This is a genomic window from Neoroseomonas terrae, from assembly GCF_018129025.1.
In the GTDB taxonomy this organism is placed as follows: Bacteria; Pseudomonadota; Alphaproteobacteria; order Acetobacterales; family Acetobacteraceae; genus Neoroseomonas; species Neoroseomonas terrae.
This window is the reverse complement of sequence record NZ_JAAEDI010000039.1, coordinates 1-14313: the sequence shown is the minus strand read 5'-3', so window position 1 is coordinate 14313 and position 14313 is coordinate 1. Positions and strand designations below refer to the sequence as shown.

Below are 14313 nucleotides of genomic sequence, written 5' to 3'. Positions count from 1 at the left end.
GGGCCCTGTCCCGTCGCGCCTTGCCGATGCGACGTCGCGCGCGGGCGACATCGGTGACATGGTCGAACTGGCGCCGGGACAAGGCGGCGCCAAGGCGCGCAGGGCGGTAGGCGTCAGCCGGCTGCGCGCATCCGCCTCGCCAGGTTCTCGCCGATCATCACGCAGGTGAAGTGCAGGTTCGCGCGGCAGTCGGTCGGCATGATCGAGGCATCCGCGACGCGCAGCCCACTGACCCCGCGAACGCGGAGGTCCGGATCGACCACGCCGCGCGGATCCTCATTTGCCGTCATGCGGCAGGTGCCGGCGGCGTGCTGGATGTCGCCGGCCTCGCGCAGCATCAGCGCATCCAGCGCCTCGTCTTCCAGTGCCGCGGCATCCGGCATGGACAGCCCGCTGTCGCCGAAGGTGGTGGCATCGGCGATGCGCGACAGCGGATCGAGCGCCACGAGCCGCGCGAGCCGCCGCACGCCGTCCCGCAGGCGTTCCCGGTCGCGGGGGTCGTCCAGCATGTTCTCATCGACCTCGGGCTGCGCCTCCGGATCGGCCGAGGTCAGGCGCAGCATGCCGCGCGAGAAGGCATCGTAGAGCGCGACGCCAACCGCGCCGCCCACCGCCGGCTGGCCATCCGCGGTCAGGCCGCGGTGGTTGTAGGCGATCATGATCATGTCCCGCTCGCCGCCACCGGCGAGGCCGCTCGAATAGGTCAGACAGCAATTGGTGTGGCGCGCATCCGGTCCCTGGGCCCGGAACGCCGGCTTCAGCGCGAGCGTCGCGCGCAGGATCGGGTGATCCATGAGATTCTTCCCGACCGCCGGCTGGTCGTGCCGCACGGCGATGCCAAGTGCGCCCAGCGCCGCTGCCGGGCCGATGCCGGATCGCATCAGGATCGTTGGGCTATGGATCGCGCCGGCACAGAGCACGATCTCCCTGCCTTCGATCTCCTCCCACGCATCGCCGAAGCGCACCCGCACGCCGCGCGCGCGGCTGCCATCGAACAGCACGCGGTCCACCAGGGCATTGCCGCGGATCGTCAGGTTCGCGCGGCCGCGCGCGGGTTCCAGATAGGCGTCGTTCGTCGTCACCCGCACGCCGTCGCGCAGATTGATCGGGTTGCAGGATATGCCCTCGCCCTCGGGTGCGTTGAGGTCGGCCTTGCAGCGAAAGCCGGCCGCCAGCGCTGCATCCCGCAGGGCGAAGTCGACCGCGCCCCAGCGTTCGGCCGGCATGCGGAAGACGGGCAGGGGCCCGCCGCGGCGGATACCCGGCGCCGCGCCGGTGTCCGCATCGTCCTCGATCATGTCGAACAGCGGGAGCACGTCGCGCGCTGACCAGCCTTCACACCCGGCTTCCGCCCAGGCGTCGAATGCCGCGGGCACGCCGCGGATCGCGATCTGCGCATTGACGGTGGAGGACCCGCCCATCGCCTTCCCGCGCCAGTAGTAGCGGGGTTCCTGCGCCGCGGTCCGCCGTGTCATCAGCCCTGGCCACTGCCAGCCGGCCTGATGCCGGGGGTCGTGCATGAAGGGGACGATGTTCGCGCTACGCAGCGCCGCGGGCGCCTCTGCGGTGCGCCAGTCGCGGCCGGCTTCCAGGAGCAGCACGCGGCGCCTTCCGTCCTCGGATAGCCGCGCGGCGAGCGGTGCACCGGCGGACCCGGCCCCGACTACGATCACGTCATGCATGGCGTTCGATGTTTCCCGGCCCGCCGAGATGTCACGGCTGGCCAGGGCTCCGCGCATCCGTCCATTGAAATTTCCGACGCAACCCCCATCTCCGGACAAGCCTGCAACATGGCAGCCCGATCCCATCGAGGATGCGGGGAGCGACCGCCGGGGACACTACGCGATTCTTCGCTAAAGGCCCCGAGTCGCACTCAATTCACAATCAAGGAAACTTTGCAGCCACCGCGCCGTTGCGGAGGCGACAATGCCATATCGAAGCCTATGAAGAATCAAGTCACACATATCGCCCTGCCTGGGCACAAACCCCTTCCACTCGCCGGAATTCCCGGGAAAACCGCGGTAGACGCGCCGGAGCCCGCCGGCCTTTCCAACGCCGAACTGCGTCGGCTCGTGCTCGATCTGATGGGCTGAACCACCGCCGGCAGTTCGGTGCACGGCCGGCATGTCACGCGCGGCGCTGACAAGCCGGCCGGCGTCGGCTATGGCGGGGCAGTCTGCAACGGAGATACCGCCTGTGTCGAAGAAGTTCCTGTCCGAGGTCATCGCCAATTCGACCGACCTGACCGGCGTCGCCGCCACGAAGCTGGCCGGTGACCTCATCGAGGCGATCAAGGGCGAGATCGTCCAGAACGGGCGCTTCACCATCCCCGATTTCGGCGCCTTCATCGTCCGCGAAACCCCGAAGCGCTCGGGGCTGAACCCCAAGACCGGCGAGAAGGTCCAGATCAAGGCCGGCGCCACGGTCCGCTTCAAGGCGAGCCCGTCGCTCAAGACCGCGGCGCTTGGCGGCGTCAAGAAGGCGAAGCGCAAGGCGGCCAAGGGCTGAGGCCCACCGGGACCAAGGGGAGGAACCGGCCCATATGGAGCAACAACCTGTCCTGACGCCGCTGCTTTGCCGCGAGGCGAGGACGCTGCTCGACCTCGATACCGCCGAGGTCGCCTTCGTCGCGCGCATCCCGGTGGCCGTGCTCGAGACCTTCGAAGCCGGTCACGCGATGCCGCCGACAACCGTCCTTGCCACGCTCCGCCGCGTCTTCGAACGCGGCGGTGTTGCGTTCAGGCCCGGCCGCAGCAAGCGCGGCGTCGAACTCAGCGTCGCCTGAGACGGCCACCGCCCGGTCCCAGCGTGGCCGGGCGGCCGAGGCGGCGTGTGTCACAGGAATTTACCAGCCCGATCATCGGCTCTGCCGTGTCGGTGCCCGCGGCGATCCTGCTATGAAGGTCGCCGGGCGCCCGCTGACCGGCCGGCTGCCTCGTGCACGCCGCGACAGGACACGCTCCTGCGCTCGACAGGAGGATTGCGATGACCGCGGAACCCGGCCCGTTCCCCTGGGCCGCCTATGCCGTCGATGCCTGGCAGCGCTCGGTCATTTTCCTCGATGTGCTCCGCCAGCGCGGCAACGCGTTCCTGGAACGCGAGCACGATCCGATGCGCAACGTCCTCAGCTTCGGCTTCGAGGTCGTGATGGACGGGCGCGACCTGCCGCGCCCCGTGAACTACTGGATGGCGCGCATCACCCCGCCCGAGGGTGCGCCGCCGACGGACCCGCTGAACCGCGCCTTCATCGTCATCGACCCGCGCGCCGGGCACGGGCCGGGCATCGGCGGCTTCAAGGCCGACAGTGAGATCGGCGTGGCGCTGGCCGCCGGCCATCCCTGCTATTTCGTGGGGTTCCGGCCGCAGCCGGAACCCGGGCAGACGATCGAGGACGTGGTCCGCGCCATCGTCGCCTTCGCCGAGGAGGTCGGGCGCCGGCACGCCGCGACGCCCGACGGCAAGCCCGTCACGATCGGCAACTGCCAGGCCGGCTGGGCATTGCTGATGGCCGCGGCCATCCGGCCCGACGCCTTCGGTCCGCTGCTGGTCGCCGGTACGCCGGTCTCCTACTGGGCCGGTGTCCCCGGGCGGGCACCGATGCGCTACCTCGGCGGGCTGCTCGGCGGGTCATGGATGACCGCCATGACCGGCGACATCGGCGGTGGCATCTTCGACGGCGCCTGGCTGGTCACGAACTTCGAATCGGGCAATCCGGCCAATACCTACTGGACCAAGCAGTATGAGGTCTGGTCGGACGTCGATCGCGCCGCCGACCGTTATCTCGGCTTCGAGAAATGGTGGGGCGGCCACGTCGAGCTGAATGCCGGGGAGATGCAGTTCATCGTCGACGAGCTGTTCATCGGCAACCGCCTCGCGACCGGCGAGCTGACCTTTTCCGATGGCACGCGCGTCGACCTGCGTGCCATCGCCTCACCGATCATCGTGTTCTGTTCGGAAGGGGACGAGATCACGCCACCGGCGCAGGCATTGTCCTGGATCACCGATCTCTATCCGAGCCTCCAGGACCTGCAGACCCACGGGCAGACCATCGTCTATTCCGTGCATGGCAGCATCGGGCATCTCGGCATCTTCGTCTCGGGCGGCGTGGCGAAGAAGGAACACAACGAGTTCGCCTCGACCATGGACATGATCGACGTGCTGCCGCCGGGGCTCTACGAGGCGGTGCTGCACCCGGCGACGGGCACGGCGATGGACATGCCGGGCCATGGCGAATGGCGCGCCACCTTCGAGGCGCGCGACCTGCCCGACCTGGCGAAGCACGGCGGTACCAGTGCCGAGGATGAGCGCCGCTTCGCCGCGATGCGCCGCGTGTCGGAGACAAATCTGGCCTTCTACCGCCATGTCGCGCAGCCGGCCGTGCGTGCGCTGGCGACGCCGCTGACGACGGGCGCTGCGGCGCAATTGCATCCCGCGCGACTGCCCTACGCCATGTTCTCCGACCGCAATCCGGCCATGGCCTGGATCGGGGCGGCCGCGGAGATGGCGCGCGCCGGCCGTGCGCCCGTGTCCGAGGACAATCCCGGCCGCGCCGCCGAACGCCAGGTCTCGCAGGCGGTGACACACCTGCTGGAGGCCTATGGCCGGCAGCGTGACGCGCTCACCGAGCGCTTCTTCCGACAATTCTACGCCGCGCCGCTGGTGCAGGCGGCGACCGGCGTGGCGGCAGCCAGCGCGCCGCCACGCCTGCACCCCGGCGATTCCCCCGATCACCGCGCCTTCGTCGCCCTCCAGTCAGAGCGCCTGGCGGCATCGATGGGCGAGGGAGGGCTGCGCGAGGCGCTGGTGCGCGCGCTGCTTTGGATACGCATGCCGACGGCGCAGGTCGACGAGCGCAGCTTCGTGGTGATCCGGCACATCCGGGCCCGGCTCGGCCGGGCATCGCTGCCGCTGCCGGCATTCAAGCGTGTGATCAGGCGGCAGTTTTTCATGCTGTTGCTGGATGAGGCACGGGCCATCGAGACCTTGCCGGCCCTGCTGCCGGACGACCACCGCCAGCGCGCGGAGGGCTTCGCGGTGCTGCGGTCGGTGCTGGACGCGACGGGCGAGATGTCGGCGGCGGTGGCCGAACGGGCGGCGGTCGTGGAACGCCTGTTCCTGGGAGAGGTGGCGGCGCCGATCGCGGAGCCGGCCGCCGAGCCGGCCGTCGAAACGCAGCCCGCGGCGGAGGACCCGCCGGCCGCTACCGCGGCGGCCGCCCCGCGTCGCCCTCGGGCAAATGAACGGGCGCCGGCGGGTGCGGCGCCCCGTGGGACGCGGCGCCGCGCGCCGTCATCAACGAAGTAGTCCGACCGGTCGATGGAGGGGCCTTGGCCCCTCCGCGCCCGTCCGTGGTCAGCCGATGCCTTCCATTCCAGCCAGGGCCAGGATGGTGGCGAGCGTGGTCCGCATGCCGCGCAGGCTTTCGCCCGGTTCGACATCCAGCCATTCGTCCAGCGAATGCGCCCGGCCGCCGCGCCCGCCGGCGCCGACCTTGAGCGCCGGGATGCCGAGGCTCATCGGAACATTCGCGTCGGTCGAGGAGAATTCGAACCGCGGCGCGTAACCCTCGGAGGCGACGGCGGCGGCGGCGATGGCGCAGATCGGCGACCGTGCCGGCGTCTCGCCGGCCGGCCGGTCGCCTACCCGGGCGATCTCGGCGGTGATCACGCCGGCGGCGGTCGAGCGCGCGGCGTTCTCGGTCGCCACGGCCTCATCGACGATCTTCAGGAAGCGTTCATCGAGCCGCTGCAACTCAGCGGCCGAGGCGGAGCGTAGGTCGACCTCGATCGTCACCGCATTGGCGATGGCGTTGATCGAGGTGCCGCCTGAGACGACGGAGACGCAATGCGTGGTGGGCGGCGACTTCGGTACCTCGACGGCGGCGAGCCCACGCGCTGCCTCGGCCATCGCATACATCGGGTTCACCAGGCCGAAGGCGGCGTAGGAGTGCCCGCCCGGCCCACGGAACGTCACGCGATAGCGCCGGGAGCCGACGCCGCCCGAGACGATGTGTTCCACCTGCGGGCTGTCCACCGTCAGGAAGTCGCGCACCTTCGGCCGATAGCGCGACTTCTCGAAGAAGTGCCGCACGCCGCGCAGGTCGCCGAGCCCTTCCTCGCCCACATCGCCGAGGAACAGGATGTCCTGCCGCGTGCGGATGCCGGCCGCGTCCAGCGCACGGATGAAGGCGAGGTTCACCGCCAGCGACCATGTGTCGTCCGACACGCCGGGCGCGAACAGCTTCGTCCCCTCGCGGCGCACGCGCACATCGGTGCCCGGGGGGAAGACCGTGTCGAGATGCGCGGCGACGACCAGCAGGTCGCCATTGCCGTAGCCGCGGCGGATGCCCATGACGTTGCCGATCTCGTCCTGCTCGACCGCTTCGAGGCCGTGCGCCTTAAGCATGTCGAGATAGGCCGCGGCGCGCTTCTCCTCCCCGAAGGGCGGGGAGGGGATTTCGGTCAACGTGATCACGTCCTGCACGGTGCGGTCGTGATCGGCGGCAAGCTGCGCGGCCGCCTTGGCGAAGCGGGCATCCGCACGGATGGCGGCGATGGTCTCGGAGGCGTTCATGAGGCGGTGTCCATCGGGGCGTTCGGATGGGCCCCCTCATAGGCGGGTGGCGGCCCCGGGGTAAGGGGCCGGCCGGTGCCGCCGTCAGGGGTAGGAGAGCGTCGTCCGGAAGTTGACGTGATCGTAGGTGACGGTCGCGCGCGGCGGCAGCGGGCCGCGGACCTCCCGGATCGCGGCGAAGGCCGTGTCGGCATAGATGCAGACCATGTAGACCGAGCTGCGCGAGGCCGGGAATTCGTAGTGCAGGCTCCAGCTCGCGCCAGGGCCGCTGCCCGATGAATGAGCGATGAAGGGCTCGGTCGGCGACGGGCCGTTCTGGAAGCGGATGTCGACGATCCGCCGGTCCGTCGGGCGCTGCACGACCTGCCAGCCCTCCGGCGCGGTGCCGGTGAATTGCTGCGCGACCTCCACCGTCGTCGGACAGGGCGGGAATTGCGGGGACTGGGCGTGGGCGGCCGGGACGAACCCCGCGGCGCCCGTCAGGGCGAGCACCGGCAGGCAACGACGAAGCAGCATGGGCGGCATTTCCTTCGGATCGCGCGGGTACTGGTCACTCCGCGTCCCGCTGCGAACCGGAGCGTCGTTGAAATGCTGGGGCTGCGCAACCGGGGCGGTCATGGTCCGTCTGGAAGGGCCAGGGGAATCGCGCCACGGGTCGGTAGCGGGGTGCGGGGCTCCAAGCGAGATGCGTCTCCAGGCGCGTCCGCGCGGGTTTCAGGCGATGCCGGCCGGGTAGCCATCCCGCTGTGGATCGGCGGCGCCGTCCAGCATGCCGTCCCAGAAGGTGATGCCATGGACGCCGGCGAAGGCGTAGGTCGTCGGCACGCGCTTCACACGATACCCGTCGGCGGCGAGCGCCGCCTCGGTCGCGCGCGGGATGCGCAGCGACAGGTCGAGCGTTCCGCTCGTGGCGCTGACGCGGGGCGCGAGCACGGCTTCCTGGATGCCCATGCCGAAATCGAACAGGTTGACCAGCACCTGCGCCAGCGCGACGCCGATCCAGGCGCCGCCGGGCGCGCCGAGGGTCGCGACCGGCGTATCGCCTTCCATGACGATCAGCGGGGACATGGACGAATACCGCCGCTTGCCCGGCGCGTAGGAGGTCGCGCGCCCCGGTCGCGGATCGTACCAGTTCATCGCGCCATTCAGCATGAAGCCCATGCCCGGCACGACGACGCCGGAGGGCACGCCGAGCGTATGCGTGACCGATACCACCAGCCCCTCCGCATCGACGCAGGAGATGGTGGTGGTCCCCTTCGGCTCGGCGCCTGTGCGCTCCAGGCTGGTGCGCTCGCCGCGGCGGATGCGCTCGGCCGCGTCGGCCGTGTGGTCGTCACCGAGCAGCCGGTCGAGCGGCACCGGTACGAAGTCCGGATCGCCGACATGGGTGTCCTTGTCGATGCCGGCGATCTTCATCGCCTCGGCCAGCGCGACGATCATGGCCGGGCTGTTGTGACCCATCGCCGGCAGGTCGAAATGTTCCAGGATGCGCAGCACCTCGCCCACAAAGACGCCGCCCGCAGGCGGCGGCGGCAGCACCAGCGTGCGACCGCGATAGGGCACGCGGAGCGGTGCGACGCGGCGCGACCGCACGGCAGCGAGGTCGGCCTCGGTGATCAGCCCGCCATGGGCTGCCATGTCGGTGGCGATGCGACGGGCGATCTCGCCGGTGTAGAAGGCGTCGGCACCGTCACGGGCGATGGTCGCGAGCGTCGTGGCCAGCTCGGGATTCACGACCGTCTCGCCCGGCCGTTTCGGTGTGCCGTCCGCGCGCAGGTACAGCCGCGCGCCATCCTCGGTCAGTTTCAGCTTTTCGGCGGTGCTGACGCGGCCATAGGCGCTTTCGTCCATCGCCATCATCGTGTGGACGTGCGGGCGCACCATCCAGCCATCCCGCGCGCAGGCGATCGCGCCGTCGAACAGGCCGGACCACGGCATGCGGCCAAAGGCGTCGTGCGCATCGGCGAAGCTGCGGAGAATGGAGGGCACGGTGACGGCGGTGCGGCCCATCTCATTCACCGCGCCGCGCAGCACGAAACCGTAGCCGTCGGAGCACTCGCGTTCGAACAGGTTCGACCACATCTCGGCATGCGCGCCGGCAGGGCAGGGGGCGAGCCCGTCGAAGACGACCTCCGTGTCGGTCCTGGGGTCATGCACGGTCATGACGCCGAGCCCGCCGATGCCGCACATCATCGGGTCCACCACGCCCTGCGTGAACGCGCAGGCGAGCACTGCGTCCATCGCGTTGCCGCCGGCGGCGAGGACGGCCGCGCCGGCCTCCACCGCTTCCGGCTGGGGTGCCACGATCATGGCGCGGGCGGGCGGGATGCGGCGGGCGGGGCGCGGCATGGTCAGCGTCTCTCCCACAGCACGACGCCGTCAGCCCTGAACCGGCGCCAGGCGCGGCCGGTGTGTTCCAGTCGGCGCAGATGCGCGAGGGTTTCGCCCAGCGCGAAGCCGAGGCTGCGGTCATCCAGAGGCCGGCGGAACAGCACGGGCAGCAAATCGTGGGCGGTCTTCGGCACACCGATGGCATCGTCCAGGGCGTCGAGCCGTTCGGCGTGGTGGTTGGCCAGCGCATCGAGCCGCGCATGCAGCCCGGTGAAAGGCTCGCCATGCGATGGCAGCACGAGCGTGTCCTCTGGCAGCACGCGGAAGCGGTCGATCGTCGAGAGGAAGCCACCGAGCGGATCGCCGTCGGGTTCACCCGCATGCAGGCCGACATAGGGCGTGATGCGCGGCAGCACTTGGTCGGCAGCGATCAGGACCTTTTCCTCCTCGCAGAACAGGCAGGCCATGTCGGGGGCGTGGCCCTGGCCGGTCATCACCCGCCACTTCCGCCCGCCGATCGTCAGCGTTTCGCCATCCGCGATGGCGCGGAAGGTGCGGGGCAGCGGCGCGACCGCCTTCGCGTAAAGCGCCCCGCGCCGCAGCAGATAGGCGCTGTAGGCTTCCGGCGCCCCGGCGATGCGGGCGAATTCGGCCTGCTGTTGCAGCATGTCGGTGCCGGTGTCGTACCAGACCGCGCGCGAGGTGAGCCATTCGATGCGCGTCATCTCCGGCGTGACGCCGTGCGTTTCGGATAGCCAGCCCATGAGCCCCGCATGATCGGGATGGAAATGCGTGACGAGCAGCCGGCCGAGCACGCCCCCGCCGAAGGCCGCACCCGTCAGCGCCGTGTGCCAATGCCCCCGGGTCTCGTCATTGGCGACGCCGGTATCGATGGCGAGCCATTTGGGGGGCGCGTTCACGCCGCCGGCCTCGTACTCCAGCAGCCAGGCATTCACGTGATTCGGCGGAAAGGGCAGGGGGAAGCGCATCCAGCGCAGGCCCGGAATGATGTCGCGCGCCTCGCCCGGCGGAGGGATTTCGATGTCCATGTCGCGGACAGCGTGGCCCGGCCGGGCCGGCGGCTCAATCCCCGCCTGGACATGGCTGCCGCCGCCCCATGGCACCGCCGTGATCCCGCCCGGTATTGCCCTGGGCGCCCATCGCGGCGAACCTGTCGCGACGCCACGGCAGAAGAGGCGAAGAGGAAACGTGACGGACGCGGCCATCGACTGCGACCTGCACCCGGGCGTGCCCGGCGTGGCGGCGCTGCTGCCCTACATGGACGACCATTGGCGCCACACGCTGAAGGAGCGCGGGATCGAGGTGCTCGAAAGCGCCTCCTATCCGCCGAACGCGCCGTCCTCCGTGCGCGGGGACTGGCGCGGGCCGAAGGGTAGCGCCCCCTCCACCGTCGGGCAGTTGCAGGAACAGGCGCTGGACCGCTGGGGCGCCGCGATCGGCATCCTGAACCCGCTGTTCCCGGTGCAACTTCCGTTCAGCCGCGACATGTCGGCGGCGATGGCCCGCGCGGTGAACGATTGGGTCCGGGCCGAATGGCTCGATCGCGACGCGCGGCTGCGCGCCGCGATCCTGCTGCCGAACGGTGTCGAGGAGGCTCTGGCCGAGATCGAGCGACTGTCGCCGGATCGCCGCTTCGTGCAGGCCATGGTGCTGTGCATGGGCGAGATCCCGCTCGGGCGGCGCGAATGGTGGCCGGTGCACGCGGCGCTGGAGAAGGCCGGGCTGCCGCTTGCGATCCACGCCGGCAGCGCCTGGCGGCATCCGCCGACCTCGGTCGGTTGGCCGTCCTGGCATGTCGAGGAATACGTCTCCAACGCCTACGGCTTCCAGGCATCGCTGGCGTCCCTGCTGACCGAGGGCGTGTTCGGCAAGTTCCCGGGGCTGAAGGTCGTGCTGGTGGAATCGGGGGTCAGCTGGCTGCCGGCCTTCCTCTGGCGGCTCGGCAAGTCGTGGAAGGGCGTGCGCTTCGAGATCCCGTGGGTGGACCGGCCGCCGGCCGAGATCATCCGCGATCAGGTGCGCCTCACCGTCCGCCCCTTCGATGCGCCCGAGGACGCCGACACCGTCTCGCGCCTCCTCGACCACCTGCGTTCCGACGAGATGCTGCTCTGGGCGACCGACTGGCCACATGCCCATTTCGAGGGCGACGCACTGGTCCCGCCCGGCCTGCCGCCGGGGCTGCTGCCGAAGATCATGGTGGACAACCCGCGGGCGACCTATGTTCGGATCGGGGAAGAAGGAGGAAACGCATGAACCTCGTCCGCCCGATCGCGTCGCCGGGACGCCCCGCCGCCGCGACGCTCGGCCTGGTGGATGTCGACATCCACCCGCGCGTCCGCGACCTCGCCGAGTTCCGGCCGTTCATGTCGGATGCCGACTGGCACCGGCTGACCACCTACGGCATCCACGCCCGGCATGGTTTCGCCAAAGGGTATCCCTTCCCAAAGGCCGCGCCGCTGGCCTGCCGCCGGGATGCCTGGCCGCCGGGCGGCGGGCCGCCGGCGTCCGATCTGCCGTTCCTGCAGGAGCAACTGCTCGACCGCTACGGGATGGATATCGGCGTGCTGAACCCGTTGCAGCCGTCGGGCCAGGGCGATGTGAATGACGGGCTCTCGGCGGCACTCGCACGCGCGGTGAATGAATGGCAGGTCGAGCACTGGCTGCGGCATGAGGACCGGCTGCGCGGGTCCATCGTCGTGCCTTACGAGGACGGCGCGGCCTCGGCCGCCGAGATACGGCACTGGGCGGGCGATCCGCGCTTCTGCCAGGTGCTGTTGATGAGCCGCACCTGCGAGCCGCTTGGCCGCCAGCGTTACTGGCCGATCTATGAGGCCGCCGCGGAGGTGGGGCTGCCCATCGGCATCCACGCCTTCGGCTATTCGGGCCACGCCATGACCAATGGCGGCTGGCCGTCCTTCTATGTCGAGGAAGTGCAGGAACACGCGACCTCGGCCCAGGCGCAGGTCGCCTCGATGGTCGTGGAGGGCGTGTTCGAACGCTTCCCCGACGCGAAGGCGGTCATGATCGAGTGCGGCTTCGGCTGGATGCCATCACTGGGTTGGCGTCTCGACGCCTCGTGGAAGCGGCTGAAGGATGAGGTGCCGCATCTGACCCGCGCGCCGTCGGAATACATGCGCGACCACGTCTTCGTCTCGACCCAGCCGATCGAGGAGCCCGAGCGGCCGGAGCATCTGCTCGACGCCATGGAATGGATCGGGTGGGACCGCATCCTGTTCGCGTCCGACTACCCGCACTGGGACTTCGACGACCCGCGGCTCGCCGTCCCATCCTTCATCCCCGAGGAGAAGCGGGCGGCCATCTATGGCGGCAACGCCAACCGGATCTATCGCTTCCGATGAGCCGGCATGTCGTGGCGCCGGTCGCGGAGATCCCGCCGGGTGGGCGCAAGGTGGTGGAAGCGGCGGGCAAGCGCATCGTGGTGTTCAACCTCGATGGCGACTTCTTTGCGTTGCTCGATCGTTGCCCGCATCAGGGCGGTGCGCTGTCCGGCGGCATCCAGTGCGGACTGACGCTGTCCGACGAGCCGGGGCGGTATCACTTCTCCCGCGCCGGGGAGTTCATCCGCTGCCCATGGCACCAATGGGAGTTCGATATCCGCACCGGGAAGTCCTGGTTCGATCCGCGGCGAACGAAGGTGCGGCCCTTCCCGGCGGCGGTGGAGGCCGGGGCGACGCTGGTCGAGGGCCCGTACCAGGCTGAGACGGTGCCGGTAAGCGTAGAGGAATCCTATGTCGTGGTTGAGGCATAGCCTTCCTGCAAATGCCGTATTATCAATTCGATAGAAGTAGACGCCAACACGGGATCTAAGAAAAACAGGAGCGTGGCAGCGTTACATCGCTATCGCCTTGCTCGGGGGCGGCGCCACAGCGGAGATGACGCTGTTCCGCACCGGCGCCCGCTCGCCTAACCTGCGTGTCATGATTCGCCTCGTCCTCCATGCCCTAATCCTGGCGGTCGCTGCCGGCCCTGTTGTCGCGGCGGCGCAGGAGCCGCAGATCAGCGGCGCTCCTGCCGGGGATGCCGGCCGCGTCGCGCTCCGCGCCATCCACGGCAATTTCAACGCCGAGGTTTGCCCGCGCCTGACGCGAGCTGAACGGCAGCAGAACGGTTCGATCCACGCCGTCTGCGACAATGGCGAAAGCTTCCGCGTCTTCAGGATCGGCGACCGCATCGTTGCGATGCGCTGCGCCGCGGCGGCGCGGTACGGGATCGAGGGCTGCTAGGGCAGTCTCCGTCGCTGCCGGCCCAACGTTGAGCGACAGCCTTCGCTTGGACGACGTGGTAACGCTTAGCAGCCGTATTGCCGCTGGCAGGAAAGGTATTGGTGGAAGCACCGCTGCATGCAGCCGGCGCGGTCGGTCGGCGTGAAGGCCGGCGCGTTCGGGTTGGTGCTCCACATCGGCGGGCAAGCCATCTGGCAGGAACTCTGCATGCGCTGGCAGCCCGCGGCGAGCGGCGCGGCGCAGCGTCCCGGCGCCCCGCCCTGTGCCTGCCCGGGTGCGGGCATCGGGACGGGCATCGGTGCCGCGCCACCCGGCGCGCCGAGCGGCGGCGGCTTCGCCGTCGGCAGGCCCTGCCCGAGGGCGGGGCAGGCGATCAGCAGGGCGAGCACGAACAGGAGGCGCGACATCGTTCGGACCTTGGGCAAGCGTTGCGGCGCGATGCTTCGCGTCGCGAGGGGTGCAAGGTCAACCACGGCCGCGCCGGCGGATGAAGTGCTTCACGACACAGCGCCGCAAGAACCGCCCAGGGCTGGTTTCGCCACGGCGAAGCCATTCTCCGTTGAGACCATGCCGCCTACTATCCCCGCGACAGGCGCGGTTTCCTTGCGCGCCGCCCTATCCGCTCCGGAGCCGACGACGACATGGCGAGTCCGCGCTTCATCCTGAAGACCGAGCTCACGGGGCTCGAACCGGTCGCGGTCGGCGGCGTGTCCGTTCTCGATGCCGATGCGCGGCTGCGCGCGCTGCTCGGCCCGGAACGCGCGGCGCTGTTCGCCGAGCCCGTCGTCACCTGGGGCAATGGACGCAACACCGGTTCGGTGTCCTGGTACGCGGTGGCAGGCGGAGACCCGGTGCCCCTGGCCGCGTTGGCACCCCAACGCCGCGCCGCGGTGGAGCAGAACCTCGCCGCCGAGCTCGCCGCGCTGGCGCCGCTGATGAGCGATCCGCTGCTGCGCGGCGCGCTGGTGCTGGCCGGACCGGAGTCGATCCTCGCCGTCGATGAGCGGCCGCTGATCGCCGGCTGGGGCCTGGCGCCCGCCGGCGCGCTGCGGGACCCGTCGAGCCGGCTGGCGCATCTGCGCGCCGTCTATGGCGCCGCGTTGCCGCCGGCGCTCGCGGCCGAAGGCCCTGCCGTCGCGGAGGC

At 70.2% G+C, this 14313-nt stretch carries 14 protein-coding genes; 8 read left to right on the top strand and 6 right to left on the bottom strand.

The window, feature by feature from the left end; translation table 11 throughout:
* Positions 1–113: 113 nt before the first annotated feature.
* Positions 114–1682 (bottom strand): GMC family oxidoreductase, encoded by a 1569-nt coding sequence (locus GXW78_RS25550; RefSeq protein WP_211871748.1) that lies wholly within the window; start codon positions 1680–1682, stop codon positions 114–116.
* Positions 1683–2196: 514 nt separating this feature from the next.
* Here GXW78_RS25550 and GXW78_RS25545 point away from each other — a divergent pair.
* The 3 genes from GXW78_RS25545 to GXW78_RS25535 all read left to right on the top strand — a co-directional run bounded on the left by GXW78_RS25545 (position 2197) and on the right by GXW78_RS25535 (position 5304).
* Positions 2197–2508 (top strand): HU family DNA-binding protein, encoded by a 312-nt coding sequence (locus tag GXW78_RS25545; protein ID WP_211871747.1) that lies wholly within the window; start codon positions 2197–2199, stop codon positions 2506–2508.
* 34 nt (positions 2509–2542) lie between these two features.
* On the top strand, positions 2543–2785 hold the full coding sequence (locus GXW78_RS25540) for a hypothetical protein (RefSeq protein WP_211871746.1): 243 nt from the start codon (positions 2543–2545) through the stop codon (positions 2783–2785).
* Positions 2786–2985: 200 nt separating this feature from the next.
* Positions 2986–5304 (top strand): DUF3141 domain-containing protein, encoded by a 2319-nt coding sequence (locus GXW78_RS25535; RefSeq protein ID WP_211871745.1) that lies wholly within the window; start codon positions 2986–2988, stop codon positions 5302–5304.
* Between the two features lie 48 nt (positions 5305–5352).
* Here GXW78_RS25535 and GXW78_RS25530 read toward each other — a convergent pair whose 3' ends face one another.
* The 4 genes from GXW78_RS25530 to GXW78_RS25515 all read right to left on the bottom strand — a co-directional run bounded on the left by GXW78_RS25530 (position 5353) and on the right by GXW78_RS25515 (position 9953).
* On the bottom strand, positions 5353–6573 hold the full coding sequence (locus GXW78_RS25530) for a M20/M25/M40 family metallo-hydrolase (RefSeq protein WP_211871744.1): 1221 nt from the start codon (positions 6571–6573) through the stop codon (positions 5353–5355).
* Between the two features lie 84 nt (positions 6574–6657).
* A complete protein-coding gene (locus GXW78_RS25525) occupies positions 6658–7089 on the bottom strand; it encodes an STY0301 family protein (RefSeq protein WP_211871743.1) in 432 nt (143 codons plus the stop codon).
* Positions 7090–7287: 198 nt separating this feature from the next.
* Positions 7288–8922, bottom strand: a complete 1635-nt coding sequence (locus GXW78_RS25520) for a gamma-glutamyltransferase family protein (protein WP_211871742.1) — start codon at positions 8920–8922, stop codon at positions 7288–7290.
* Between the two features lie 2 nt (positions 8923–8924).
* Entirely contained in the window at positions 8925–9953 is a 1029-nt protein-coding gene (locus GXW78_RS25515; RefSeq protein ID WP_211871741.1) for an MBL fold metallo-hydrolase, read from the bottom strand.
* Between the two features lie 160 nt (positions 9954–10113).
* Between GXW78_RS25515 and GXW78_RS25510 the strand changes: the two genes are divergently transcribed.
* The 4 genes from GXW78_RS25510 to GXW78_RS25495 all read left to right on the top strand — a co-directional run bounded on the left by GXW78_RS25510 (position 10114) and on the right by GXW78_RS25495 (position 13169).
* Positions 10114–11178 (top strand): amidohydrolase family protein, encoded by a 1065-nt coding sequence (locus GXW78_RS25510; RefSeq protein ID WP_211871740.1) that lies wholly within the window; start codon positions 10114–10116, stop codon positions 11176–11178.
* Entirely contained in the window at positions 11175–12284 is a 1110-nt protein-coding gene (locus tag GXW78_RS25505) for an amidohydrolase family protein (RefSeq protein ID WP_211871739.1), read from the top strand. Before GXW78_RS25510 ends, GXW78_RS25505 begins: the two co-directional genes overlap by 4 nt.
* A complete protein-coding gene (locus tag GXW78_RS25500) occupies positions 12281–12694 on the top strand; it encodes a Rieske (2Fe-2S) protein (RefSeq protein WP_211871738.1) in 414 nt (137 codons plus the stop codon). Before GXW78_RS25505 ends, GXW78_RS25500 begins: the two co-directional genes overlap by 4 nt.
* A 169-nt stretch (positions 12695–12863) precedes the next feature.
* The gene (locus GXW78_RS25495) at positions 12864–13169 is read left to right on the top strand and encodes a hypothetical protein (RefSeq protein ID WP_211871737.1); all 306 of its coding nucleotides are present in this window, start codon (positions 12864–12866) and stop codon (positions 13167–13169) included.
* A gap of 65 nt (positions 13170–13234) precedes the next feature.
* Here GXW78_RS25495 and GXW78_RS25490 read toward each other — a convergent pair whose 3' ends face one another.
* Positions 13235–13576 carry a hypothetical protein gene (locus tag GXW78_RS25490; protein ID WP_211871736.1) on the bottom strand — a complete coding sequence of 114 codons (342 nt, stop codon included), beginning with the start codon at positions 13574–13576 and terminating at the stop codon, positions 13235–13237.
* A 234-nt stretch (positions 13577–13810) separates the two neighbouring features.
* Here GXW78_RS25490 and GXW78_RS25485 point away from each other — a divergent pair.
* Positions 13811–14313, top strand: a 503-nt coding sequence (locus tag GXW78_RS25485) for a hypothetical protein (RefSeq protein WP_211871735.1), incomplete at its 3' end; no start/stop codon positions are given.

Excerpts from the sequence above, each read along its gene's own strand:
- GXW78_RS25490 (WP_211871736.1), bottom strand. The coding sequence starts at position 13,576 with ATGTCGCGCCTCCTGTTCGTGCTCGCCCTGCTGATCGCCTGCCCCGCC.
- GXW78_RS25530 (WP_211871744.1), bottom strand. The coding sequence starts at position 6,573 with ATGAACGCCTCCGAGACCATCGCCGCCATCCGTGCGGATGCCCGCTTC.
- GXW78_RS25500 (WP_211871738.1), top strand. The coding sequence starts at position 12,281 with ATGAGCCGGCATGTCGTGGCGCCGGTCGCGGAGATCCCGCCGGGTGGG.
- GXW78_RS25515 (WP_211871741.1), bottom strand. The coding sequence starts at position 9,953 with ATGGACATCGAAATCCCTCCGCCGGGCGAGGCGCGCGACATCATTCCG.
- GXW78_RS25550 (WP_211871748.1), bottom strand. The coding sequence starts at position 1,682 with ATGCATGACGTGATCGTAGTCGGGGCCGGGTCCGCCGGTGCACCGCTC.
- GXW78_RS25520 (WP_211871742.1), bottom strand. The coding sequence starts at position 8,922 with ATGCCGCGCCCCGCCCGCCGCATCCCGCCCGCCCGCGCCATGATCGTG.
- GXW78_RS25505 (WP_211871739.1), top strand. The coding sequence starts at position 11,175 with ATGAACCTCGTCCGCCCGATCGCGTCGCCGGGACGCCCCGCCGCCGCG.
- GXW78_RS25525 (WP_211871743.1), bottom strand. The coding sequence starts at position 7,089 with ATGCTGCTTCGTCGTTGCCTGCCGGTGCTCGCCCTGACGGGCGCCGCG.
- GXW78_RS25540 (WP_211871746.1), top strand. The coding sequence starts at position 2,543 with ATGGAGCAACAACCTGTCCTGACGCCGCTGCTTTGCCGCGAGGCGAGG.
- GXW78_RS25495 (WP_211871737.1), top strand. The coding sequence starts at position 12,864 with ATGATTCGCCTCGTCCTCCATGCCCTAATCCTGGCGGTCGCTGCCGGC.
- GXW78_RS25535 (WP_211871745.1), top strand. The coding sequence starts at position 2,986 with ATGACCGCGGAACCCGGCCCGTTCCCCTGGGCCGCCTATGCCGTCGAT.